Here is a 25,217-nt window from a genome sequence, read left to right on the forward strand (position 1 = left end):
CCTGATTGGTAAGAAGATTGATTTCTAGATAATTCCAGTGGAATGTCCGCCGTTTTCTTTGTAATTATGGTAAAATAATGATTGAGGTGTGAACATGAAAAATAGAGTTAAAGCATTTTCCACAAATGTATTTTTGATTTTCCTAATCGTTTTGACAATCTATATCGGCTATGTAGGATTTATTGGTGGACCTCGCCGTGCTTATGAACGTGAAGACCAATTGCATGTGGAAGCAATGATGAAATTAAAAGGATATCAAGAGGCTCGTCTATTGAGTCGTTTTTCGCTTGATCAAGTCTATTACATAACCGAAATTAAAGAAGAATCAGGATCTAAAATTGTATGGTTTAATAAGGCTTTAGATGCTTTTGGTGAACATGATATGGTCACTTATGAGCCCGTTTATGATCTGGCTGAGTCTTTGGACATTTCAAATCGTAAGATTCGCTTTGGTGTGTATGATGACAAACTTGTATACGTATTAAAAACTAAAAATAAAGAAGTATTTGTAGATGTGGATGATTTATCGGTTGTATTTGAATTGGAGGACTTTTAATTATGTGGTGGAATAAAGCTTACATTAATCGTAGGGACTGGATTTTAGAAAATTTGGGATCGATGAAATTGAGTCCAACACAAACATTAGTGTTGTTGATGATTGATTTCTTGAATCAACAAGGCGTTCCCATCACCTTAGAATTGTTGGCTGAACGTACGGCTGTAGAAAGTCATGTTGTTGATGAAACGATTCATGATTTGGTACGTCAAAACATCCTCGCAATTAAGGTATCGAAAGATGCACTTGAATTTAATCTCGATGGATTATTTCAAGATGGTGTACGTTATGAATATGTTAATGAAGGAATTTTTGAAGTGTTTGAATCGGAGTTTGGTCGACTTTTATCTCAAAATGAACTGATGACGTTGAATACGTGGTTGTCAAAATATTCGGAAGCGGATATTTTAGATGGTCTTCGTAATGCGGTCATTTATAAAAAAGTATCGATGCAATATATCAATGCGATTCTCGCGAATAAACAAAAAGAACGTTTGGGTTCACAATGACAGTAGCAGAAATTATCGAAATTTTAGATGCTGAGTTCCCAAATGCGAAAAGTGATTTAAATTATCGCAATCCCTTTGAATTGTTGATTGCTGTTACCTTATCGGCGCAGACAACAGATGTTGCCGTCAACAAAGTTACACCTGCTCTTTTTGAAAGATATCCGACACCGTATAGTCTTTCGCAAGCAGATGTAAAAGATGTGGAATCATATTTAAAAACGATTGGATTGTATCGCAATAAGGCAAAATATATCGTGGCATGTGCGTCAATGCTTGTTGATGATTTTGAAGGTGAAGTGCCGAGAACACGTACTCAACTGATGAAATTGCCAGGAGTTGGTCGTAAAACAGCGAATGTTGTATTAGCGGAAGGTTTCAAACTGCCAGCGATTGCTGTAGATACACATGTTGAGCGTGTCGCTAAGCGATTAAAACTCGCGAAACCAAATGATACAGTTGAGGATGTTGAACGTAAGTTAATGCGTAAAATACCACGTGAAGACTGGGCAAGGGCGCATCATCTACTCTTACTATTTGGTCGTTATCACAGTACAGCACGTAATGAGCGTGATGCATTTGAATTATTAGAAGAATTAAAGGAGAAACATCAACGATGAAAGATTTAAAAACAGATATCATAGCAAATTGGGTAAAAGGTTCTGTATTGGGTTCTACACAAGTTCAAGGTGTAAAGGTTGATTCACGAGCTGTTGAAGCCGGTGATTTATTTGTGTGTCTTAAAGGGGCGCGCGTGGATGGTCATGATTATATCGAAGATGTGATCGGTAAAGGTGCAGTCGCAGTTCTAGTTGATCACAAAATCGATAACCTTGATGTATGTCAAATAATCGTTGACGATACCATGGCAGCATTACAATTGTTTGCTAAAGCATATCGTGACACACTAAATGCTACATTTATAGGAATTACAGGTAGTAATGGAAAAACGTCAACCAAAGATATACTCTTTAGTATTCTAAGTAGAGTTGGGAATTCTATTGCAACTTACAAAAATCAAAATACAGAAATTGGAACGTATCTTAACCTCTTTCGTATGAATGACGATACAGAGTTTGGTATTTTTGAAATGGGTCTTGATTATGTGGGAGATGTTGCGGTAATGGCGGAGTGTATTCGTCCGGATGCAGGCCTAGTGATGAGTTTGGCACCCGCACATATGATGAATTTTGATAGTATCGAACATATTGCTTCAGAAAAAATGAGAATTTTTGATTTTGTAACACACAAAGATTTATCCTTTTATCAGGGTGACTTTGAACAATACCGTAGTATTAGTCATGGTGAGCATACCTTTGGTTTTAATGAGGATAATGAATGGGTTGTATCGGATGTTTCTTCAAATAATCACGGAATTTCATTCAAGCTTGATGGTGTTGCGTATTCAAGCAATCTTTTAGGAAATCATCAAGCAAGTAATTGTGCCGGTGTGATTGCCTTATTGAGTAAGCTTGGTATTGATGATGCCGTGATTCGTGAGGGTTTAAATCATGTCGCATTAACGTCTCTACGAACAGAACTTGTTGAAAAGGGAAATGCTTTGGTGTTACTGGATGCCTATAAGTCCAATCCAATTAGTGCTAAGTATGCGCTCGATTTACTGGCTCATTATGAATATGATGGCGACCGTGTAGCGATTTTAAGCGACATGGTAGAGTTAGGTCCTGAGAGTCATAAGGCACATCTTGAGGTTTTAGATTGCATTCAAGATTTAAACATTAAGATGGCTCATACATTAGGGCCAGAGTTTAAGAAAGCACTATCCGATAGTAGACTGGATGCGTCACGTTTTACGAATGATGACACATTTGAGGCATTTGTAGAACGTGTTACACCATGTTTTGATGAGCATGCGATGATATTAATTAAAGGATCACGTTCGTATCAACTCGAACGATTAATGGAAGAGGTAAAGTAGATGAATAAGTTACAAGTGGCATTAGTTTTTGGCTCGATTAATAGCGAACATGATATTTCTGTTGCAAGTGCAGCCTCCGTTTTAGAACATTTTCCAAAGGAAAAATTTGATTGTGTACCCTTATACATCGGTAAAGATGGAAAATGGTATACTGGAAATTATACTTTAGATATGATGCAATCCAATAAACTGGAAGGACATCGAGAACTCTATTTACAATTCAATTATGATCGTCCGGGATTTATTTATGCAGATGATCAAAGTTTACTGCCTGTGGACGTCGCATTTTTAATGTTACACGGACGTATGGGAGAAGGTGGACAAGTCCAAGGGCTTCTTAAATGTGCAAATATCCCATTTACTGGATGTGATGTTCTATCTTCCGCATTATGTATGGATAAAGGGTTTACGCATATTATCTGTGAAGCAGCAGGAATTGATATGGCAGCTTACCAACTCATTACTCATATTAATGATATTGATTTTGAAAAAGTTGAATATCCTTGTATTGTGAAACCAAGTCGAGAAGGATCTTCATTTGGTGTGAGTTACGTACGTAATTATGATGAACTCTTAAATGCATGTTTGTTTGCTTTTGAGTTTGATTCAAGGGTTTTAATTGAAGCATACATCAAAGGAACGGAAGTCGGTCTAGGCATTCTTAAAACCGATCAAGAGCTTATTGTAAGTGAAGTGGATCAAGTGAATGTTTCTGGAGAAGTGTTTGATTTCCAAGAGAAGTACCATCCACACGCTACAGAGACATTGCCTGTTTCCACATTCCCAGAATCTGTACGCAAAGAAGTTCAACGACTGGGTGAACTTGCATTTAATGTTCTTGATTGTGCGCAGTTTTCACGTCTTGATTTCTTTGTGACTGAAGATCATCGTATCTTCTTAAACGAAGTCAATACAATTCCAGGGTTTACAAGTTCATCACGTTACCCAGGTATGTTGGATCGTGCGGGTGTAAGTTACCCTGAATTGATTACAAAAATGATTGAGGATTTACTATGATTAATAACTGTACTGTATTTGTAGATGAACAAAGAATTTTAAATAACACTTTAAAATTACGTGAAATTATCAAACCTGAGACGAAGATCATTGCGGTAATTAAAGCGAATGGATATGGTTGTGGTCTTGTAGAGGTTGCACATACCTGTGAAAAAATGAAGATTGATGTCCTTGCGGTACTTAATATCGAACAAGCGCGTGATTTAAGAAAGCACGGTATCACAACACCAATTTTACTTTTGGGTGCCACTTTAGAATCAAACTTTAAATATTTAATCGAATATGATTTAATGCAAGTTATCATTAATCACGATTATGCTTTAAAATTAAATCAATTCGGACTTGATCACGGTGTTAAAGTTAAGACACACGTGAAAGTTGATACAGGTCTTCATCGTTTGGGCATGGAAGATTATGATGAAATTAAATCTTGCTATGGCCTTGAGGGACTAGAAGTTTGTGGAATTTACAGTCATTTTGTGGAAGCACAATCTTATGAAGGGGATGCGGTTGCGTTTTCTATGTTACAACTTGATCGTTATAAAGCAGTGATCGATAAACTTCGTCACGATGGTATTGATCCTAAAATGACGCATATTCAAAACAGTCCTTCTATTCTTAATTTTGGAGATTTAGGTTTTGATGCAGTACGTTGCGGTATGATTATGTTTGGTCTTTATCATCCTTCTCAACTTGAAATGTCTTTAAATGATGGGTATGAGCCCGTCTTATCCTTTGAATCACGCGTTTGTATGGTGCGTGAGCTTAAAAAAGGGGAGTTTGTAGGTTATGGTCGAACATTCCAAGCAGAAGACGACATGATGCTTGCAACGGTCTCTGCGGGCTATTGCGATGGTGTGATGAAGTCGTTGTCACTTAATGGTGGTCATGTTGTCATTAATGATACGCTATGTCCTATTGTTGGAGATATTGCGATGTCCCAATTTATGGTTGATGTCACGGGGGTTCCGTGCAACCTTGAAGATCGTGTTATTCTCTTTGGTCATGAAAAACAAACTATTTATGATTACATTGGGATCACAGGTCAATCCATCAATGAGTTGATCAGTCATATTCTTTATGACATTCCTCGCATTTACATTCATCAAATCGAATCGAAATAAAAAGAGCACCTCAATAGTTGGGGTACTTTTTTTTTTCGCACAAAAAAAGAAGGCCGAAGCCTTCTATTTAAAGTTTACAACTACTTCAGAACCTTCATGATCACTTAATCTAAAGGAACTCATGGCTACGCCATCTACAGTAAAGGAATCGATAACACCCGATGCCTTGCCTTGTGTGTCGACGGTCAAATAACCTGCATCGGCAGCCCGTTTTAGATTTGAACGGAGATAGTCACCAGAAGCGGTAATTTCTAAGTCCGTGACATTAACTCGAATGGTTGTACCAGAGTAATCTCCAGGTTTTACGCTTTTTCCAAGAATGTTTGGATCTGCGGAGACAACGGATTTATACTTGTTGCCTTCAAGAACATAGTTTCCTTGGATAAGATCACGACTAAATCCTGCCGCAACCATCTGTTCTACAAAGTCATTAAATGCGGTACCAGCTGATGGTACAGAAACACTGATTTCTTTCGCATCAACTGATGTACAGACAACATTACTCTTCTTGCCGGTACTCTTATCAAAGGTATAGTATGAACATGCTTCAATCTTACCTTTTAAGTTCTCGATTGTGACTGAGATTTCTTGGTTTGGACCTTCGGTCATGGATTCCGCGATAGGTTTTCCATCAACACGAATTTCGGATTTATAACGCACCGCTCCAAAGAGCCATGATGGATCATACAATCGTTTTCCATCCACAGTTCCACCACTTGGGTAGTTCATGGTTATGGTTGAAGGTGCAACGGTTAATTGCGAGGCATCCGGATAGGTTGCCATCTTAATATCGAAATTAAATTTATTGCCTTTTTGGTTCATCATAACTTTATGATCGCTGAGCGCAGATAAGTCTTTTGGACTCGCTTCTGCAAGTTTGAGGAAGTCACGTTTAATGTAACCTGTAGCAAGTAAACTTTGATCCATGCCCTCTACAGGCGCTTGATACGGGAAGGTACCCAAGATATGTTGGATATCTGCAACCGAACCTGGACGGGCAACATCATCACCTGTCCCGAAGGATTCTTCAATAAGATCGAGTAAATAACTGTTTAATTTACCTGTAAGGTTTTGTGATGCTTCATCAACACCATACTCATCAATAAAGTAAGGGTTCTTTTTATCTTTTGAATCAAAACCGGTCCATGTCGCAATACTGTATTCTGATGTTGCGGTAATCATGAGACGGTCTTTAATTGCATTACGTGGAACACCGGTTGCGTCAGCTGTTTCATTGTCGTATTTATTTGTACCTGTTTTACCAAATACTGGATAGTTACGACGAACGGGTGAAATAACTGGATTATAAGGGCTATCTACAGCATACTTCATGATTCGTGTTGTGAGCCATGCAGATGCATCAGAGATAACAGGTGTCGCTGTATGTGATGGAACATAAGGTTCGCGATCACTATCTAAAAACTCAATGCGTGTAATTGTATGAGGTTTAATATAATTACCATCATTGAACATAACGGCATTGGCTCCCGCTAATTCAACAGGGCTAACTGTAAATGTTCCATCACCAATGGCAAATCCTGGTCGGAAGTTATCTTCAGATACGGAACTGAATCCAAGTTTATTGAGATATTCGACCATCTTTTCATTTCCAATGGTATCAATTGTACCTTGTGTTGCTTCTAAAGCAGGTATGTTTCGTGAGTCGGCAACAGCCATCATTAAAGGAACTTGTCCTAAATAGCGACCATCATAGTTACCAATTAAAATATCGGTACCTCGATAATTCATGGGAGCATCCAAGAATACATGTGAGGTCGCAAGACCTTGATATTCAAATGCAGGTGCATAGGCAATATGTGGTTTCATAACGGATGCTGGTGAGGAGTTTTTCGCAATGGCACGGTTATGTAAGAATGCCCCATTGTAATCAAAACCACCAACAATCCCGGCAATTTCACCGGTACGGTTATTTAAGATAACCGAACCTACTTGAATTGGTCGGTATTCATTCTTCTCTTCATCAATCATTGAAGGGTTTAAGTCTGTGATCTTACGGTTTTGGAAATCATCGATTCCTTTTTGAACCGTAGGGTCCATACTTGTGTAGATATTCATCGAAACTTTTCCTGGATCAAGTCCAGTGAGTTCTTGTGCTTCTTGATACGCAACGTCAATAAATGCTTGATATTCAAACATTTCACCTTCTGAAGCCGAGGACTCAACCAGCAAGTCTTCAACCCGTACGGCTTTGGCAAGTTGATACTCTTCATCGGTTATATATCCGTGATAATTCATCAAATAGAGTACTTCTTTAGTCCGTTCATCGGCTGCTTCAATACTGTAGTAAGGGTTATTGACACTTGGTGCATTAATAACACCTGCAAGGAATGCAGCTTCTGTAAGGTTAATTTCTGAAAGACGTTTTCCAAAGTATGCTTGAGCTGAAGCATCAGCACCCATCGTACGTGGAACACCATAGTTAATCATATTAATATAGAGTTCGAAAATCATTTTCTTACTGAGGACTTGTTCACGCTCTAATTTAGTAGAAAGATAAATTTCTTGCAGTTTTCGGTTTACACCTGTTGCTGCATCCTCATTCTCCATAAAATACTGGTTTTTGATCAGTTGCATCGTTAGCGTTGATCCTCCTTGACCAAAACTAATCGATCCATGTCTTAATGAATCAAGAAGATTTGAAAGTGCTGCTTTGGTAAAGCGGGGAACATCCCAACCACCATGGACAAAGAATCTTGAGTCTTCAACAGCTACAAATGCATCAATTAATGATTGAGGCACTTGATCAAATGTTGTTGGATCCGATTTTTTTGCAGCAGTATTATAAATGGGTTCACCATTCTTATCAAAGATGGTTGAGGCTGATTGTGTTAAAAAATCATCCTTTTTCAGTGCTGGAGCATTCTTCATATTTTTAACGGTGAGTGCTCCCACGCCCGTAACGCCAAGAATTCCAATCGATACACAGACAATTAAAACCCATGCGACAATTCGTTGTCGTTTAAGTTTCTTTTGTTCGGGTGTTAAGGGTTTTTTATCTTTTTTTGGTTTTGCTTTTTTTTGAGAACCATTTATATTATTTGAAGATCCACTTTTCATATGTGGAATCTCAGGTTCGTTTTTACTTTTTCTATTTGTCATAGACACTCCTTTATATAGACTCTATTAATAATGTCAAGATAATGACAAGGTATTTGATATGTACTCTCTAGTTGGAAACCGACCGTTCGAATCCACGAAAGGGGTAATGAACGTACTTGTTTCTCACTAATATAAGGTACAAAGTCTTTTGCAAAGATCAAATACGTCTCATCAATCGTCCAAAAACGAATGATAAGAAATGCTATGGCTCCATGCCGTGAAACAGCAGCAAGATGATCGAGCTGATGTTGATGAAGCGCAGTGAGTGGGAACAATGTCTTGTTCTTTGTTTCCTTTGCTTCAAAATCAAGGGCGTATCCCTTATATACACCTTGATAATCGGTTGTGGATGCCTGTCTAAAATAAGCTTCAGTGATTTTTGCTTTGTTACGTGAAGGATAGTCAACATTGACAATTTGAATCGGCGTAGGTTTTTTATGAACTACCGCCATGTCCTTCGTTAGATAGTGGTCATTGGTTTTGTTGATATCTTCTTCAAGACTCATACCACGTCTACTTGTAACGCCAGTACCACTGGGTTTGTTGTAAGTTTTTTTTCCAGTTGGATATTGAATCATCTAATCACCAACAATATTATACTATAATTCACATCAAATATCATATACTAAAAATCTTCGGGGAAAGCGGAGGTTTCCTATTGAACTTCAAACGGTAATTTGTAATAATAGATGAGAGGTGAATTTATGGCACAAAAATTAACGACGCAAGCAATCCTGGATAAAGAGTTCCATGTGGACTTTAAGGGATATAATGCAGTTGAGGTTGATCAATTCCTTGATCAAGTAATGCACGACTATGAATTCTTTGAAGGCATTATCAAAGAACAAAAAGAGTTGTTAGATCGATATGAAACCACATTAGGTCAACAAAAACGCATGCTTTTAGAATATGAAGGAAGAGATCGTGTGTCTAAGGATATGCCAACTCAATTCAGTCATGTAGACATTCTAAAACGTGTTTCACGACTTGAGGAAGCGGTCTTTAATAATAAAAAATAAATCTTACTAACACGAAAGATAATCGCTGCAGTAAAATGTAGAGGAAAGTCCATGCTCGCACCACCTGAGATGGTGGTAGTGTTTGTGCTCAGTGAATCAATAAGCTGAGGTATAGAGGCATCTATAACGGCAGACCAAAATCCTAAGGGAAACTATGGATGGAGGCTATAAAAGTGCCACAGTGACGAAGTTCCTAGGGAAACCTAGGAAGTGGAACGAGGTAAACCCCATAAGCGAGAAACCCAAAATTGGTAGGGGAACTCACACTACTGAAATGAAGGTAACGTGAGACGTTTTTAAAACGTAGATAAATGATTATCGCAACAGAACATGGCTTAATGAGTGTTAATGCATTTAGGAGTAGAAATACTCCTTTTTTAATTTGATAAATGCACACGTATTACATTGTAATAAAGTGTAATGATTGTTATAATTATTTTATATGTGTAAGGAAGGTGAGCATAACTTGGAAAAAATTGGCTTAATACTACAAGAACGCCGTAAAGAACAAGGTTACTCATTAGAAGAAATGAGTGTTAAAACGAAATTATCAACCGTACAGTTGAGTGCTATTGAAGAAGGAAATATTCAATTTTTTAAAGATGATTTATCGTATTTGAGTTACTTTGTACGATATTATGCAAATGCTTTAGGTATTGATTATAATGAATTGCGAAATGAGTTGGATGATACGATTAACGCGTATACGGATTCCATCACGGTTTCTCAAATCAAAAAGCAAGACGAAATTACAAGTAATGTCCAAAAAAAATCAAAGAAAACAAAAGTTAAAAGTAAACCCACTTCGAAAGGCCGTAAAAAGATGGATTTGCAAACAATTGCAATGCTTCTATTTGCGATTGCAATTCTTGCGCTTTTATTCTTTGGTGGTTATAAATTGTTGAGTGGAAGTCTCAACGTTAAAGATCCAATTGAAGATCCAGGAAGTACAATTGTTGTGCCAAAAGAAGATCCGAAAGAGGAATCTAAAGAAGACGAGAAAAAACCTGAAACAGAAAAACCAAAAGAACCTGAAAAAGTGAAACTTGAAGTTGCGCAAAAATCGATTGAAGGATCCAGTGTTGTTTATGAAGTAAAGAACTGGGTTAAAGATGAAAAAGCAACGTTTGAATTTGAGTTCCACAATGCTTCATGGACATCCTTTACAGAAGATGGTCAACAACTTGCAAACCCTGCAGCTAAGATTTTTAATGCAGGTGAGAAAGCAAGTGTGATCTTCAATGTTGTTGAAGGGAAGTCGTTGGAAGCAACGTTTGGTTATATGAATGGTAATGAAATTAAGTTGAATGGTGAAAAAGTTGAATTGGATGCATCGATTGCAACCTTACCAGACTATGCAACAATTACCTTCAAGTTTATTGGAGGAGCTAACTAATGAATATTGCAAATAAATTAACCGTGTTTCGGATTATTTTAATACCAATCATCGTATTGGTTGAATTATTTCCTTACAGTCATTTTGGGATTACCGTTCCCTATATTAATATCGAAACCGTAATGTTATCTTATAAAAATATCGCGGTTCTTGTACTCTTTGCGGTTGCATCCTTTACAGATTTCCTGGATGGTTATCTTGCACGCAGTCGCAATATGATTACCGTCTTTGGTAAGTTCTTAGATCCAATTGCGGATAAACTTTTAGTGAATACATTATTTATAATTTTTGCTTATCAAGGAATTGTTCCTGTTGTGGCAGTATTGATTATGATTTGGCGCGATACCATTGTAGATGCAGTACGAATGTTACTTGCTCAAAAAGGAATGGTTATGGCTGCTGGGTATTTAGGTAAGGTAAAGACTGTAGCGCAAATGATTGCAATTATTTTAGTCTTGCTGAATAACCTGCCATTTGAGTTGTATCATATTCCAGTTTCATCCATTGCAGTATGGTTTGCAACATTAATGTCAGTCTTAAGTGGGGCTTCGTATGTAATTCAAAGCCGTTCATTCTTTACAGAAAGTATGTAGTCTTTGTTTAGTTTCATATATGGAGGATCGTATGGATAACGCAAAAAAAGATAAAGTTCTTGATGATGCAATAAAACAAATCGAAAAACAATTTGGTAAGGGTTCAATTATGCGCTTGGGTGATCGAGCAGCGGTTGATATTGATGCTATTAGTTCAGGGTCGTTAAGTTTAGATGCTGCACTTGGAATTGGCGGATACCCAAAAGGTCGTATTATTGAAATTTACGGCCCTGAATCAAGCGGTAAAACAACGCTCGCATTACATGCAATTGCAGAAGTGCAAAAAGCGGGTGGAAAAGCTGCATTTATCGATGCTGAAAATGCGATTGATCCTATCTATGCTCAAAACTTAGGCGTTAACATTGATGATTTAATTCTTTCACAACCCGATAGCGGTGAACAAGGATTGGAAATTGTGGATGTTTTGGTACGAAGTGGTGCGGTTGACTTGATTGTGGTTGACAGTGTTGCTGCACTTGTTCCACAAGCGGAACTTGATGGGGAAATGGGCGATGCTCAAGTTGGTTTACAAGCTCGGATGATGTCTAAAGCAATGCGTAAATTATCCGGTGGAATGAACCGAGGCGAGTGTACTGCAATTTTTATTAATCAACTTCGAGAAAAAGTAGGAATTATGTTTGGTAATCCTGAAACAACACCGGGAGGTCGTGCCTTAAAATTCTATTCTTCTGTTCGACTTGATATTCGTCGTAGTGAACAAATAAAACAAGGTACAGATATTGTGGGTAATAAAGCTAATATTAAAGTCGTAAAGAATAAAGTGGCACCGCCCTTTAGAGCAACACAAGTTGAAATTATTTACGGTAAGGGAATTAGCTATATTGGTGAAGTAATCGACTTAGGTGTTCAATACGACTTTATCAATAAGAGTGGATCATGGTATTCTTATAAAGATGAGAAAATCGGACAAGGTCGTGAAGCGGTACGAAGTTTCTTAGAAGATAATCCTAAGATAACTGAAGAAATTGCTGCGCAAATTCGCGAGATTATTCTACCGAAACGTGAAGTTTTAGAGAAAAAAGAGGAGAAAGAATGATATTATATATCATTCTTTTTTTTGTCCTTGTGGAATTCACATTAATAAAGTATTATATATGTATTAGGAAACTAATTTTTAAATATTTTTTAATAAAGAAAGAGGAATAGAATGGACAATCAACTATTATATTCCGTCTTAACTGGTATTATTGTTTTTATTTTGACAATTTTTGCGATGATTGTCGTTAATAAATTAGGTTTAAACCGTTCAAAGGAACGTGCAAATTCATTAATTAAAGATGCTGAAGATAAAGCAGAATCAATAAAAAGAGAAGCACATTTAGAAGCGAAAACTCATGCATATGAGATCAAACTAAATGCTGAAAAGGAACTTAAGGGGCAGCGTAAGGAACTCCAAGAATATGAAAATAAATTGGATCGCCGTGAAGAAAATCTAAATTTTCGCGATGCAAACTTAGTTACTAAAGATAAAGAAATGTTGAATAAGCAACGTGACTTAGAGGCTAGAACTGCCAAACTAGATAAGATGGAGCAGGAGTTTATTGAGCGCACAGAAGTTCAATTAAGAGAATTAGAACGTGTTGCACATATGCCTGCATCGGAAGCAAAAGCTGAACTTTTCGAAGTTGTCGAAAAGCAAATGGAACAAGAAGTTCTTACATACATACGTGAACAAGAAGAAATGGCTCATCAACGGGCTGAAGACATCGCAAGAAACATAATTTCTCTTGCTATTTCGCGATATGCACAAGAAGAGACTTCACAACGTACTTCATCGGTAATTACCTTACCAAGTGAGGAAATGAAAGGCCGTATTATTGGTCGTGAAGGACGTAATATCCGTGCATTTGAAAATGCTACGGGCGTTGATCTTTTAATCGACGACACACCTGAAATTATTACATTATCCTGTTTTGATCCAATTCGTCGTGAAGTTGCGCGAATGGCATTGGATACTCTTATGACTGATGGTCGAATTCAACCGGGTCGTATTGAAGAAGTTGTTGATAAAGCTCGTAAAGAACTCTATCAAGTTATTAATAAAACGGGTCAAGACACCTTATTTGATCTTGGTATTAGTAAGATGGATAAAGAAATTGTTACCATCCTTGGACGTCTTAAATATCGTTACAGCTACGGTCAAAATGCCTTAGCACACAGTATTGAAGTAGCAAATTTAGCGGGTATGATGGCCGCAGAACTTGGCTTGAATCAAAAACTTGCGAAACGTGCAGGTCTCCTTCATGACATTGGTAAAGGCCTTGATTTTGAAATCGAGGGTAGCCATGTAGATTTAGGAGTACGTTTAGCGAAGAAACATAATGAACATCCAATTGTGATTAATGCGATTGCATCACATCACGGTGATACTGAAGCAACCAGTGCGATTGCCGTACTTGTCGCAGCAGCGGATACATTAAGTGCAGCAAGACCGGGCGCACGTTTTGAGTCGTTTGAAAATTATATTCAACGTCTTGAAGAACTTGAAGCAATTGCATCGACACGTGAAGGTGTCCAACGCGCATTCGCAATTCAAGCAGGTCGTGAATTACGCGTTATGGTTGTACCAGATGAAATCGATGATCTTCAAACGGTAAAATTGGCACGCGATATTCGTCAACAAATAGAAGAAGAACTCACATATCCTGGTCAAATTAAAGTGACCGTGATTCGTGAATTACGCGCAATGGAGTTAGCTAAGTAATGAAGATATTATTTATAGGTGATATCGTAGGAGCAAGTGGTCGACAAATTGTTGTTGACCACTTACCTATGTTAAAAGAGAAATATGAAATAGACTTTACGATTGCAAATGGTGAAAACAGTGCGCATGGTAAAGGGATTACAAAGAAAATATACAATCAATTAACGGAAGCAGGCGTGGAGTGTATTACGATGGGAAACCATACATTCGCAAAACGTGAAATTATCGATGATTATGACGAATGTCCTAATCTTTTAATACCTGCTAACATTGAACCCATTGATTTTGGAAACTACTACAAAGTTTTTGATGTTAAGGGAAAACAAATATGTGTAGTAAACCTTTATGGTGAAGCGTTTATGAATCGCGTTGGTGATCGTCCTTATCCTTATATGGACTGGCTTTTGGAGAATACAGAGTATGATTATTACTTTGTGGATTTCCATGGGGAGTCGACGAGTGAAAAGATGTTATTTGCTCATATTTATTCAGAAGAAATTGATGCAATGGTTGGAACCCATACACATGTTCAAACTGCAGATGAACGTATTATTGGTCAAGTAGCTTATATTACGGATGTAGGAATGTGTGGCGCTTGTGATAGTGTTATTGGACGTGACATTGATGAGTTGTATGATCGCGTAATTTTAAATGAAAATACACACTTCAAAGTGGCTAAAGGTGATGCATTCTTAAATGCTGTAGTGATTGATGTTGATGATAAGACAATGAAGTCGAAATCAATTCAAAGAATTGCAATTTAAAGTAAGTAAAACCAAGCCTTGCTTGGTTTTTTTATTGAAGTTTCTGTGCAAACATTAGTGCTTCGTTTTTAAGTGAAGGAAATCTAGTGTATAATATAGGAAATGGTTTACATCATAATAGAAATTAATTAAAAGGAGATTTTATGGATAAAATTCGTTTTCTCGCATTAGGAGGTCTTGATGAAGATGGCAAGAATATGTCAGTCATCGAGATTAATGACGAGATTTATGTCGTGGATGCAGGTTTAAAATATCCACAAACTGATCAATTGGGCGTTGAAATTGTAATTCCCGATTTATCATATTTAAAGAAAAATAAAAAACGTGTTAAAGCTATCTTTATCACACACGGTCATGATGACGTAATGGGTGCACTCCCTTATCTTGTAAAGGAAGTAAATGCACCGGTATATGCAACACCTTTGATTGCACTGATGATTGAAGACTTGTTTAAAGAAAATAAAGTCAAGAATGCGCATATTCACAAAATTAAACGTAACAGTCGTTTTAAAATTGGTGAGCGTCGTTTTGTCGCGTTCGGTTTAACGCATTCAATTCCGGATACATTTGGGATTGCTATTGATACAGATCAAGGTTATGTTGTTCATTCAAGTGAATTTATAATTGATTTTGATGTGCGTAATCAAGGTTTTATGTGTGATGTCGCGAACATCTCTGAATTAGGGAAAAAAGGTGTTTTCTTATTAACAGCCGAGTCTGTTGCTTCGAAACGTCAAGGATTTACTTCACCAAATCATCGTATTACAAAGCGAATTGAACGTGTTTTTGAAGAGACAAATGAACGTATTCTCGTTACTTTATACGAACAAAATATTTACCGACTTATCGAAGTTATTGAGACAGCACAGAAATTTAAACGTAAAGTGTTTTTCTACGGTGAAAAGCAACGCCGTTTGATGAAGCATCTTGAACGTCTTAACTATTACCACATGCCTAAAGGTTTAGAAATTAAGCCAGAGCAGTTTAATAATGATATTAAAGATGTTGTCGTGATTGTATCCGATATTGGTCCAAGTGTGTTCAATAAAATGGGACGCATTGCTATGGGGGAAGATCAACTTGTTGAAGTGAATGAAAACGATCATGTGATTGTCGCATCTCCAGTTGTTCCTGGTACTGAAGCGGTCGCAGGTGCAATGATTAACGAGTTGTATAAAGATGGCGTTAAAGTGATGTCACTCAACTATAAAGATGTTATGCCAATGCATGCATCGGTAGAAGACTTAAAAATGATGATTGCACTTCTTAAACCGAAGTATTATGTTCCGGTTAAGGGTGAATATCAAAATCTTGTAGCGAATGCGAGTGTTGCTGTTGATATGGGTATCAGTGCTGGTAATATCGTGATTTTAGACAACGGTCAAGTTGCAGAGTTTGATGAAGGACGTTTAAAAGCTACTTCAGAAATTCTGAAATTAGAAGATATGTTGATTGATGGTAAGGATCATTTAGATACATCAGGATTAGTGCTCCGTGATCGTCAAACATTGGCAACGGATGGATCAATCATCGTAGGTATGGTAATTAATAATAAAACTAAAGAAATTTTGGGCGGACCCGATGTGCAATCACGTGGTGTTATCTACCTAAAAGATGCCGATAATATTATGAAAGAAGTCGGTGTTATTCTTGAACAAACGATTTTGAAACTTGTTGAGAAGCATAAATACGATAATGTTACGGCCCGTAATGAAGCTCGTGATGTTATTGCGAAATACATTTACAAACAAACAGGAAAACGTCCGATGATTTTACCTGTTATTATCGAAATTCATATCTGATAGGGGTGATTGAGTGAGTTCTAAGGGAAAGAAAACTAAAAAAGAACAGCTTAAACAACAAGAGCTTATTAAATTTGTTGTTGAACTCTCTTTGATTGCACTTGCAATTATTGCGATGTTTGAACTGGGTGTTATTGGTCGTTTTTTAAATCAATGCATGCGTGTTTTAGTAGGTCAATATCCAATGCCTTACCATATCTTGATCATAGGTATCACATTTTATAAAATGATTGATACAGATCATAAACATAAAACGTGGCGTTTTTGGACAGCTGTAGGACTTTTGTTTACAGCAATGATTCTTTCGGTTAATTTCTTTCTACAACCTCAAGTATCCGGTTTATCGGTGATATCCGAGTATTTTAATCGAATTCCTAAGATTTTTATGAATTCGAATGAGAATGCTTATGGTGGTGTAGTGGGAGCCGTTTTATTTGGTTTGTTATCGTATCTTGTAGATCGTGCTGGTGTATTGCTGTTTGTGATTGTCTTAATTCTAAGTGGTCTTGCTCTCTTGTTTACACCTCGAGAAATGTTGCGTAGTGCTCAAAAGAGTACGGATGCTACCAAGTCTGCATTTGAAAAACGTCGTGAACAAAAAGAAGCAAAACGACGTGAGAAAGCACTTCATCAAAAACAAGTTGAATTGGATGAGAAATTAAATGATTATGCATCTGAAGCAGAGCCAACGAAAGCTGGGTTTATTTCTTTTGATTCACCTCAAAGTGGTGTCGAACCGACTTCTAAAACTCCGTTTATGACAATGGACGAACCATCCGCAACGATTCCAAGTGATGTCGCTAAATCTGATGAGAATCCCTTTGGTCTTGAAAATGCGGGTTTAGATCCGGTTTCATTATCAGATAAAACAAGTACACAAGAAGCACTTGAACACGGTGAGGATTTTAGATCCAGTTCATTTGATCATTACAAAGTTCCTTCCATTAACTTATTAGAGGCGGGACGTGGTTCGAATACCTCAAAAGCAAATGTTAGCAGTGCTAAAGATAAAGGTGACCGTTTAATTGCAGTTTTAAAACAGTTTGGTATTGATGCCGCTCTTATGGATATACATATTGGACCAGCAGTTACCAAGTTCGAATTAAAACCGGATAGTAATGTGAAAATCAGTCGCATTGCCTCAATTCAAGATAACTTAATGATGGAATTGGCAGTAAAAACATTACGTATTGAAGCACCAATTCCAGGTAAGAGTGCAGTGGGGATTGAAATTCCCAATGTGGAAATGGTTCCAGTTAAGATGAAAGATGTTGTGATGGGTTCGTCACAATTTATGGCTGAAGATAACATTAATGTTGCTTTGGGTAAAGATCTAACTGGAAAACCGATTACAGTTGCTTTAAATAAAATGCCTCATTTACTTGTGGCGGGGGCAACTGGAAGTGGTAAGTCGGTATGTATGAATACAATTATTACATCCATACTTCTTACGAAGTCACCTGAAGATTTGAAACTTCTCTTGATTGATCCCAAAAAAGTAGAATTTACACCGTATACTGAAATACCACATTTAATTGGTCCTGTTATTGATGATCCCCATAAAGCTTCAGCGGCTTTAAAGGTGGTTGTTGAGGAAATGGAACAACGTTATGATTTATTTTCAAAAGCAGGTGTACGAAATATTGGATCTTACAATGAAAAAGTTAAGGCGTTCCCAGCGGAAAACCTTTCCAAATTACCATGGATCGTTGTTATTATTGATGAGTTAGCAGATCTTATGTCTGTTGCCGGTAAAGAAGTTGAAACAAGTATTCAACGAATTACACAACTTGCACGTGCTGCAGGGATTCATCTTATTGTCGCAACACAAAGACCTTCTGTTGATGTTGTGACGGGTATTATCAAAGCAAACATTCCATCACGTATCGCTTTTGCTGTTTCAAGTGCTATTGATTCTCGAACGATTCTTGATGAAACGGGTGCTGAGAAACTGCTCGGATATGGCGATATGCTTTATGTTCCCATGGGCGAACCGCATGCAATTCGCGTTCAGGGCTGTTATGTCAGCGATGATGAAGTTAAAAAAATTGCTGACAAAGCAAGTTCGCAAGCAAAACCACGATTTGATGATTCTTTCATTAAACTTGATGGTGTTGATGGGAATCAAGGTGTCTTGGGTGTGGAAGATGATCCACTCTATCAAGAAGCCTTGGAATATGTTGTGCGTCAAAAGAAAGCGTCAACCTCTTTATTACAGCGACGGTTTAGAATTGGATATAATCGTGCCGCCAACATCGTTGATTCATTAGAACAAAATGGTGTTATTGGACCTGCTCAGGGCAGTAAACCTCGTGATGTTTATATAAAATTAGATGATATTGAACCAGAAAGCGCTCTATAGCGCTTTTTTATTTGTGTGATTATTACCCATTATTTGTCATTTACCGTTAAATTTAGGGAGGTATTGTTAAGATTATGTATATTAAGAGAACAAATTGTGCGAATGTAGTGAAATTGTCTTAAAAATAGTGTATATTTATACCGTTAGTCTAAATTTTTATATTTGGATTCATGGGAGGGTATATGAAAAGAAAGCTATTTGCACTATTGATGGCTGTGGTCATGTTTGTATCGACTGGTATTCAGTTGGATGCAGATACAGCACGTGTCGCAAATCAAAACAGTCTCATAACTGATTTTAATTTCTCAAATACTAATTTAAACCATGGGTATGAAACCAGCGTTACAGTTCAATTCGCGGAAACAGGAAATCGTAAATTGAATTCTGGTGATGTTATGGAACTCCGATTACCAATGGATCAGAAAGTAGATTCAAACGGATCTCCTTATTCCGTGGGACTCAAAGGGATCTCACAAACGATTAAACTTACGATGCCAGGGGTAGAGAATCCACTGGGTCATGTTTATGTTACTGAAGGCAATGTTCATGTTGTATTTACGGATGAAGTCAATCAACTTAATAATATTGCTGGATCTTTTACGTTTCGAGTAGAAGGATATAACAATAATACTCAAAACATTAAAGAAACCATTTACACGAATTTGGGTACAAGTTTATCTGAAAAATCAGTTCAGGTAGAAGGTGAATTCCAGGGTGGTGGTTCTTATGAAATGTTCTCAAAACTTGGCGGTATGTCTCGTGATGAGGAAGAAGTCGTGCGATGGGTTCTTCTTTTAAACGGTGAACGTGAAGGTTTTATGACTGAAATGACAGTCCGTGATACGATCGGTGTGGGTCATGAATATATTCCCGGATCGTTAGTATTTATGGTTACAGATCATACTGGGAATCGCTATAGTGTTAGTGAACAAGAATTCCGTAATCAATTTGGAGGGGTCTGGATTAATGGTCAGTCTCTCATTGTGTCGACCCATCCAGGTAAATTACACTATGCTTCAATTGAAGTTATGTATAACACAAAAATAACGGATTTGAAGCAAGCTCAATTGGAAAATAAGGCAGTCGCAAGTTTTTATGATAACGAAGGCTACCCACAAACAATTGAAAAAGAAGTATCTGTAGAAAATCATTATGCTTCAGGATCGATTGTTGGTAATAAGCCAAAGCCTGGTGTTTTACGAATTGTGAAAGTCGTTGATGGAACTGAAACACCTGTAGCTGGTGTTACTTTTACTGTGAAAAATGATCGTGGTGCTCTCATTGAACGTGTTACTACAGATGAGTCTGGCGTGGTTAATCTTTCGCTTAAAGATGGTCGTTACACTATTGAAGAAGTTGAAGCACCTTCTTGGCTTGTGGTTGATTCAAAACCAATCACGGTAGATGTAGATCAAAATGCGGAAGTTGGTACTTTAGCCGTATTTAAAAATGAAATTAAGAAAACAAATGTTAAAGTATCCAAAAAATGGGTTGGTGGTCCTTCTCCACATCCTGTAGTTGCATTTAACTTAATGCAAACAGTTGATGGCGTTACAACCGAATCAGGTCGTATTTTAACGCTTGAAGGCGGAAAATCATCTGTTGTTTTTGAAGACCTTCCTCAAGCAACCGCTACGGGTCAAAGGATTACCTATTCTGTAGAAGAAGCAGGTTTCGCAACCGATGAGTATCAGGTTGACATCACACCAATTAATGAAAACAATGAGATTTTTGTTACGAATACATTTATTAAAGATACCGAGTTAACGGATTTTAAAGTCTTTAAAACATGGAAGGGTGGACCTTCTGCGAAACCATCTGTTTCCGTTCAACTTTATGCAAATGGTGAACTTGTTGAAGGAAGCATCCTTGAAATTCCATCCGGTCAAAGCTCTGTAACGTTTAAAGATTTACCGGCTTATAAGAGTGGTGTTGCGATTGATTATAGTATTCGTGAGGTTGACGTACCTGAAAATTATAAAGAAAACATTATAAAACCGAATCATATTGAAAATGAATACTTATTAAAAGACGTAACAATGACCAAAAAATGGGTCGGAGGGAATCCTGTTCGTCCTGAAACGAAGTATGTTTTAGTTGCGGATGGTGTTGATACACAAAATACGATAACCCTCACCCAACAAACCAGTCATACATTCAAAGATATGCCTAAGTATAATGAACAAGGCAAAGAAATTGTTTACAGCGTACGTGAAGTTGTCATTCCAGAAGGATATGATGCATCGTATAGCGACGATGGTTTAACGGTCACAAATACATTCCGTATGGAGTATGTCGATGTGACTGCAAATAAAGTTTGGGTGGATTCCTTGAACCAAGGCAATCATCCTACAGTAAGATTTCAATTATTCCAAAGTATTGATGGCGTTTCTTCGGCAGTTAATGGGGTCTATCAAGATTTAAGTGAGGGCTCTGTCACATTCGAGAACCTTCCTAAAACAACTCAAGACGGAAAATCAATCCGTTATTTTGTACGCGAAGCGAATATTACTAAACACTATGAGGTTCACTACAGTGCTGATGGTTTAACCGTTACCAATACTTTCAAACCGGATATGATCTCTGTAAATGTAGAGAAAATATGGAATCATGGCCCAATAGTACGTCCTGAAATTGAGATTCAACTCTACGCAAATGGAGTTCCGGTTTCAAATGGAAAACGAACTTTAAGAAATGGTCAAACGAATCTAGTTTATCGAAATCTACCAAAACAAGATCATGATGGAGATATTGTATATTCTGTTAAGGAATTAACGCAATTGGATCATTATGTAACTCGATATGAAGGATCTGGTACAGATTTGAAGATTATTAATGATTATCAAATACCGACCAAACCCATTATTGCGCGTAAAGTATGGGAAGGCGGACCGAGTCCAAGACCTACCATCTCACTTGTGCTATCAAAACGGATTGAAGGTTCCAATGAAATTCTACCGGTTCCACTTGCGCCAATCGAACTTAAAGATGGTGAAACGGAGGCTCATTTTGGTGACCTTCCAATTAAAACCTTGGATGGGAAAACGATTACCTATTTCGCCAATGAGGTCGAAGTGCCGCAGGGTTATTTAGGTTTGAATTCATTTTCGGATCCTTTAACGGTTATTAATCGTTTTGACGTCAAAACAGGCCCAATTTATGGTAAAAAAGTATGGCGTGGTGGACCGGAACTTAAACCGGAAATCGAGATTAAACTTCAAGAGCGTTATGATGGTGAAACAGATTATCGTGATAGCGGTGTTGCACCCAAAATATTAAAAAGTGGTAGTGATACGGTACGATTTGATTCAATGCCAACCTTCGCACTTGAAGGACGTCGTATTGAATACAAACTTAAAGAAGTAAACGTACCAAATGGTTATACCCAAATTAAAAGCTTGAATAACCTTGAATTAATCAATGCTTATGATCAAGGGAATACTTCAGTTACCGCTCGAAAGATATGGGTGGGTGGACACAAGGAGACGGTTACACTACGTCTTTACCAAGACGTAGATGGTATTGAAACACCAGTACCTAATGGGGAACGTGTTTTAAAAGAATCAGAAGAACAGGTTGTAACCTTTACAGATTTACCAGAACGTACACTTGATGGTAAAGACATTACGTATTTTGTGCGTGAAGCTGGAGTACCTGAAAATTATTCCGTTTCATACAGTTCAGATCGCTTAACGGTTACCAATACCTTCCAAGAAGGGGTAACGCACTTAAATGTGAAAAAGATATGGCAAGGGGGTCCTGGACCTTCAGTGCCATTAGAACTTGAACTTCTTCGCAACGGTGAGTCAACGGGCGTGATTCAAAAGATGATGCCAGGAGATCATGATATCGTTTTTGCGAACTTACCGAAATTTAATGAGGACAATGTGCCTTATCTTTATAGTGTTCGTGAAGTTAATGACATTGAACATTATAGTCTTGAAAATATTTCGCATGACGGTGATACCAGTGTTACATTAACAAACGTTTATGATTACGGATTACAAAACATCACTGCGAAAAAAGTTTGGACGAATGGTGTAAGTCCCCGTCCTGATATTGAGTTTGAACTGCGTCGTACGACATCCCCATCCGATAAAGTAGGGGAATCAACGGGTATGATTCAAACCTTACGTGATGGAGAAACAACTACCGTTTTTGAAGATTTAGAAGTGCGTGATGACGAAGGTAAAACGTATACGTATTTTGTTAAGGAATTAACGTCGGTACCCAATACGGTAACGCAATACAGTCCCGATGGCTTAACAGTTTATAATCACTACGTATCACCTACGACATCCATTCGTATTCTAAAAACTTGGGTTGATGGACCTGAAGTTCGTCCTGACACTACATTCCAATTAACGCGACGTTTAAAAGGGACACACGATGAATTTATAGATGTATTAGGCATGCAAGAACAATTGCCTTCGGGTCAATCCCATCTTGATTTTGTGGATGTTCCTCAAAATGATCATCAAGGTAAACCGTATGAATACGCTGTTCGCGAAGTTTCTGTACCCGAAAACTATACAGTTTCCGTAGCACCGATAACAGACGCGAATACAATCGAGGTTACCAATACCTATCATGCGCCATTAAAAACGGTGAGTGCCTTTAAAGTATGGTCTGGTGGCGAAAAAGCACGGGACAATGTTGTTTTTGAGTTGTATCGCCGTGTTGAAGATAAAGCTTTTGAAGCTGTACCGAATCAAAAGGAAACACTGACACCTTTGATGGCTTCGGTATCGTTTACAGATGTTCCTGAGTTTGATACGCAAGGACGACGTTTTGAGTATCGTGTAAAAGAAATACAAGGACCTGAGTTCTTTGATGCTTCTTACAGTGATGATGGCTTAACGGTAACCAATACTTACAATCCAGGTGTAACGGAAGTTGCATTTAAAAAAGTATGGGTTGATGGTCCAGAAAAACATCCTACAATTGTAGTTGATTTATACGCGAATAACGTTAAAACAGAACATGCACTGACGCTCCAACATGGAGAACATGAAGCATCATTTACAAACCTACCAAAACGTGATGAGGCAGGTATTGATATTGTATATTCAGTACAAGAACGTGATGTTCCTGAAAATTACGATGTATCCTATCAAGGAACAACGATTACAAATACCTTTAATCAAGGCATGCGTGATGTAAGTGTGACAAAACGATGGAATGGTGGCCCAATGTCACGTCCAAATGTTACCTTTGAGCTTTACGCTGATCAAAAGGCTACAGGGATGACCCAAGTTCTTGCTTCTGGCGAGAAGACGGTTACCTTTGCGGATGTGCCTGTTTATACAGCACAAGGAACAAAAATTGTGTATCGTGTTGAAGAAGTGAATGTACCTGAACATTATGACGTAAGTTATAGTTCAGATGGACTTACCGTAACCAATACGTATAACCAAGGAATTCGTGATGTGATTGCAACGAAGAAATGGGTGGGTGGTGCATCAAGCAATCGTCCAACCGTGATTTTTGATTTGTATGCAGATGGCGTTAAGACGCATCAGACGGCAACCTTGCATGACGGAACGACCCAAGCACGTTTTACAAAACTACCAGTTCGTAATCAAGATGGATCAATCATTCACTATACGGTTCAAGAACGTTCGAAACATGAAGCGTATGACGTAAGCTATAGTGCGGACGGATTAACCGTAACGAATACCTTCAATCCAGGTTCTCAAACCATCACTGCCCATAAAGTATGGGTTGGTGGACCAGATGATAAACCGGATGTTGTCTTTGAACTTTATGCCAACAACAAACCCCTTGGTGTGAAAAAAATCTTAGGGTCGGGTGTTAAGTCAATCAGTTTTAGACGTCAGCCTGTGTTTGATGATTTTGGAAAACGAATTAAGTACCATATTGTGGAACATGATGTTCCTGGTTATAAAATTACATACAGTGCGGATGGTTTAACCGCAATTAATACCTATACAAAAATAGATAATGGAGTTGGTTCCTTAAACAACAGACCAACCAAACCATCAGTACCACCACTTCATGGAGTTAATGTGTTAGGAATGAGTAAAGATCGCTTGAGTGCTCTTCCAAATACAGGGGTAGGTGGACCTCAGATGCAGTATACAGCTGCGCTGGGTCTGATTGCGCTGGGGTTAATCCTTAGACGTAAAAAAAGAAAATAGCGAAACAAAACCTACATGCGTGTAGGTTTTTTTATTGTGCAAAAAGATGTGTGTTACACTGCATAAATAAGTGAACAAATGCTTGAGTTTGTTCATTAGATACATTTTGTAAGGAATCGTGAAAACTTTGTGA

17 protein-coding genes and 1 other RNA gene are annotated in these 25,217 nt (G+C 37.8%); 16 read left to right on the forward strand and 2 right to left on the reverse strand.

Features of this window, described 5'->3' with window-relative positions:
• Positions 1-94: 94 nt before the first annotated feature.
• The 6 genes from EL194_RS06500 to alr are packed head-to-tail and all read left to right on the forward strand — an operon-like array spanning position 95 to position 5,142.
• A complete protein-coding gene (locus tag EL194_RS06500; protein WP_003773269.1) occupies positions 95-556 on the forward strand; it encodes a hypothetical protein in 462 nt (153 codons plus the stop codon).
• Positions 557-558: 2 nt separating this feature from the next.
• Positions 559-1,065 (forward strand): DnaD domain-containing protein, encoded by a 507-nt coding sequence (locus EL194_RS06505; protein WP_003773270.1) that lies wholly within the window; start codon positions 559-561, stop codon positions 1,063-1,065.
• Positions 1,062-1,682: an endonuclease III gene (gene nth, locus EL194_RS06510; RefSeq protein WP_003773272.1), complete on the forward strand. Its 621-nt coding sequence runs from the start codon at positions 1,062-1,064 to the stop codon at positions 1,680-1,682. The genes EL194_RS06505 and nth overlap by 4 nt, the downstream gene beginning before the upstream one ends.
• A complete protein-coding gene (locus tag EL194_RS06515; RefSeq protein ID WP_003773273.1) occupies positions 1,679-3,001 on the forward strand; it encodes a UDP-N-acetylmuramoyl-tripeptide--D-alanyl-D-alanine ligase in 1,323 nt (440 codons plus the stop codon). Before nth ends, EL194_RS06515 begins: the two co-directional genes overlap by 4 nt.
• A complete protein-coding gene (locus tag EL194_RS06520) occupies positions 3,002-4,018 on the forward strand; it encodes a D-alanine--D-alanine ligase family protein (RefSeq protein ID WP_003773274.1) in 1,017 nt (338 codons plus the stop codon). It abuts the gene before it with no gap.
• On the forward strand, positions 4,015-5,142 hold the full coding sequence (gene alr, locus EL194_RS06525) for an alanine racemase (protein ID WP_003773275.1): 1,128 nt from the start codon (positions 4,015-4,017) through the stop codon (positions 5,140-5,142). The genes EL194_RS06520 and alr overlap by 4 nt, the downstream gene beginning before the upstream one ends.
• A 63-nt stretch (positions 5,143-5,205) precedes the next feature.
• Here alr and EL194_RS06530 read toward each other — a convergent pair whose 3' ends face one another.
• A complete protein-coding gene (locus EL194_RS06530; protein WP_003773277.1) occupies positions 5,206-8,262 on the reverse strand; it encodes a transglycosylase domain-containing protein in 3,057 nt (1,018 codons plus the stop codon).
• Positions 8,259-8,840 carry a Holliday junction resolvase RecU gene (gene recU, locus EL194_RS06535; RefSeq protein WP_003773278.1) on the reverse strand — a complete coding sequence of 194 codons (582 nt, stop codon included), beginning with the start codon at positions 8,838-8,840 and terminating at the stop codon, positions 8,259-8,261. Before recU ends, EL194_RS06530 begins: the two co-directional genes overlap by 4 nt.
• Positions 8,841-8,966: 126 nt before the next feature.
• On the opposite strand from recU, the gene EL194_RS06540 reads away from it, so the two are divergent.
• The 10 genes from EL194_RS06540 to rspA all read left to right on the forward strand — a co-directional run bounded on the left by EL194_RS06540 (position 8,967) and on the right by rspA (position 25,084).
• A complete protein-coding gene (locus EL194_RS06540; protein WP_013852834.1) occupies positions 8,967-9,281 on the forward strand; it encodes a DivIVA domain-containing protein in 315 nt (104 codons plus the stop codon).
• Positions 9,282-9,296: 15 nt separating this feature from the next.
• Positions 9,297-9,619, forward strand: an RNA gene (gene rnpB / locus EL194_RS06545) — RNase P RNA component class B.
• 128 nt (positions 9,620-9,747) lie between these two features.
• A complete protein-coding gene (locus tag EL194_RS06550; RefSeq protein WP_232012989.1) occupies positions 9,748-10,677 on the forward strand; it encodes a helix-turn-helix domain-containing protein in 930 nt (309 codons plus the stop codon).
• Complete coding sequence (gene pgsA / locus EL194_RS06555; protein WP_003773281.1) at positions 10,677-11,270, forward strand: CDP-diacylglycerol--glycerol-3-phosphate 3-phosphatidyltransferase; 594 nt, start codon at positions 10,677-10,679, stop codon at positions 11,268-11,270. The genes EL194_RS06550 and pgsA overlap by 1 nt, the downstream gene beginning before the upstream one ends.
• Before the next feature lie 31 nt (positions 11,271-11,301).
• Positions 11,302-12,327 carry a recombinase RecA gene (gene recA, locus EL194_RS06560; RefSeq protein WP_013852836.1) on the forward strand — a complete coding sequence of 342 codons (1,026 nt, stop codon included), beginning with the start codon at positions 11,302-11,304 and terminating at the stop codon, positions 12,325-12,327.
• 111 nt (positions 12,328-12,438) lie between these two features.
• A complete protein-coding gene (gene rny, locus EL194_RS06565; RefSeq protein WP_003773285.1) occupies positions 12,439-13,995 on the forward strand; it encodes a ribonuclease Y in 1,557 nt (518 codons plus the stop codon).
• On the forward strand, positions 13,995-14,759 hold the full coding sequence (locus EL194_RS06570; protein ID WP_003773287.1) for a TIGR00282 family metallophosphoesterase: 765 nt from the start codon (positions 13,995-13,997) through the stop codon (positions 14,757-14,759). Before rny ends, EL194_RS06570 begins: the two co-directional genes overlap by 1 nt.
• Before the next feature lie 143 nt (positions 14,760-14,902).
• Positions 14,903-16,561, forward strand: a complete 1,659-nt coding sequence (locus tag EL194_RS06575) for a ribonuclease J (RefSeq protein ID WP_003773289.1) — start codon at positions 14,903-14,905, stop codon at positions 16,559-16,561.
• A gap of 13 nt (positions 16,562-16,574) precedes the next feature.
• Entirely contained in the window at positions 16,575-18,923 is a 2,349-nt protein-coding gene (locus tag EL194_RS06580) for a DNA translocase FtsK (protein ID WP_003773291.1), read from the forward strand.
• 182 nt (positions 18,924-19,105) lie between these two features.
• Entirely contained in the window at positions 19,106-25,084 is a 5,979-nt protein-coding gene (gene rspA / locus EL194_RS06585) for a sortase-dependent adhesin RspA (RefSeq protein WP_034886518.1), read from the forward strand.
• Positions 25,085-25,217: the final 133 nt, after the last annotated feature.

This window comes from Erysipelothrix rhusiopathiae, assembly GCF_900637845.1.
Taxonomy (GTDB): Bacteria; Bacillota_I; Bacilli_A; order Erysipelotrichales; family Erysipelotrichaceae; genus Erysipelothrix; species Erysipelothrix rhusiopathiae.

What these genes read in the sequence shown, in the direction of transcription:
- EL194_RS06500 (WP_003773269.1), top strand. Translation starts at nt 95, where the DNA reads ATGAAAAATAGAGTTAAAGCATTTTCCACAAATGTATTTTTGATTTTC.
- EL194_RS06505 (WP_003773270.1), top strand. Translation starts at nt 559, where the DNA reads ATGTGGTGGAATAAAGCTTACATTAATCGTAGGGACTGGATTTTAGAA.
- nth (WP_003773272.1), top strand. Translation starts at nt 1,062, where the DNA reads ATGACAGTAGCAGAAATTATCGAAATTTTAGATGCTGAGTTCCCAAAT.
- EL194_RS06515 (WP_003773273.1), top strand. Translation starts at nt 1,679, where the DNA reads ATGAAAGATTTAAAAACAGATATCATAGCAAATTGGGTAAAAGGTTCT.
- EL194_RS06520 (WP_003773274.1), top strand. Translation starts at nt 3,002, where the DNA reads ATGAATAAGTTACAAGTGGCATTAGTTTTTGGCTCGATTAATAGCGAA.
- alr (WP_003773275.1), top strand. Translation starts at nt 4,015, where the DNA reads ATGATTAATAACTGTACTGTATTTGTAGATGAACAAAGAATTTTAAAT.
- EL194_RS06530 (WP_003773277.1), bottom strand. Translation starts at nt 8,262, where the DNA reads ATGACAAATAGAAAAAGTAAAAACGAACCTGAGATTCCACATATGAAA.
- recU (WP_003773278.1), bottom strand. Translation starts at nt 8,840, where the DNA reads ATGATTCAATATCCAACTGGAAAAAAAACTTACAACAAACCCAGTGGT.
- EL194_RS06540 (WP_013852834.1), top strand. Translation starts at nt 8,967, where the DNA reads ATGGCACAAAAATTAACGACGCAAGCAATCCTGGATAAAGAGTTCCAT.
- pgsA (WP_003773281.1), top strand. Translation starts at nt 10,677, where the DNA reads ATGAATATTGCAAATAAATTAACCGTGTTTCGGATTATTTTAATACCA.
- recA (WP_013852836.1), top strand. Translation starts at nt 11,302, where the DNA reads ATGGATAACGCAAAAAAAGATAAAGTTCTTGATGATGCAATAAAACAA.
- rny (WP_003773285.1), top strand. Translation starts at nt 12,439, where the DNA reads ATGGACAATCAACTATTATATTCCGTCTTAACTGGTATTATTGTTTTT.
- EL194_RS06570 (WP_003773287.1), top strand. Translation starts at nt 13,995, where the DNA reads ATGAAGATATTATTTATAGGTGATATCGTAGGAGCAAGTGGTCGACAA.
- EL194_RS06575 (WP_003773289.1), top strand. Translation starts at nt 14,903, where the DNA reads ATGGATAAAATTCGTTTTCTCGCATTAGGAGGTCTTGATGAAGATGGC.
- rspA (WP_034886518.1), top strand. Translation starts at nt 19,106, where the DNA reads ATGAAAAGAAAGCTATTTGCACTATTGATGGCTGTGGTCATGTTTGTA.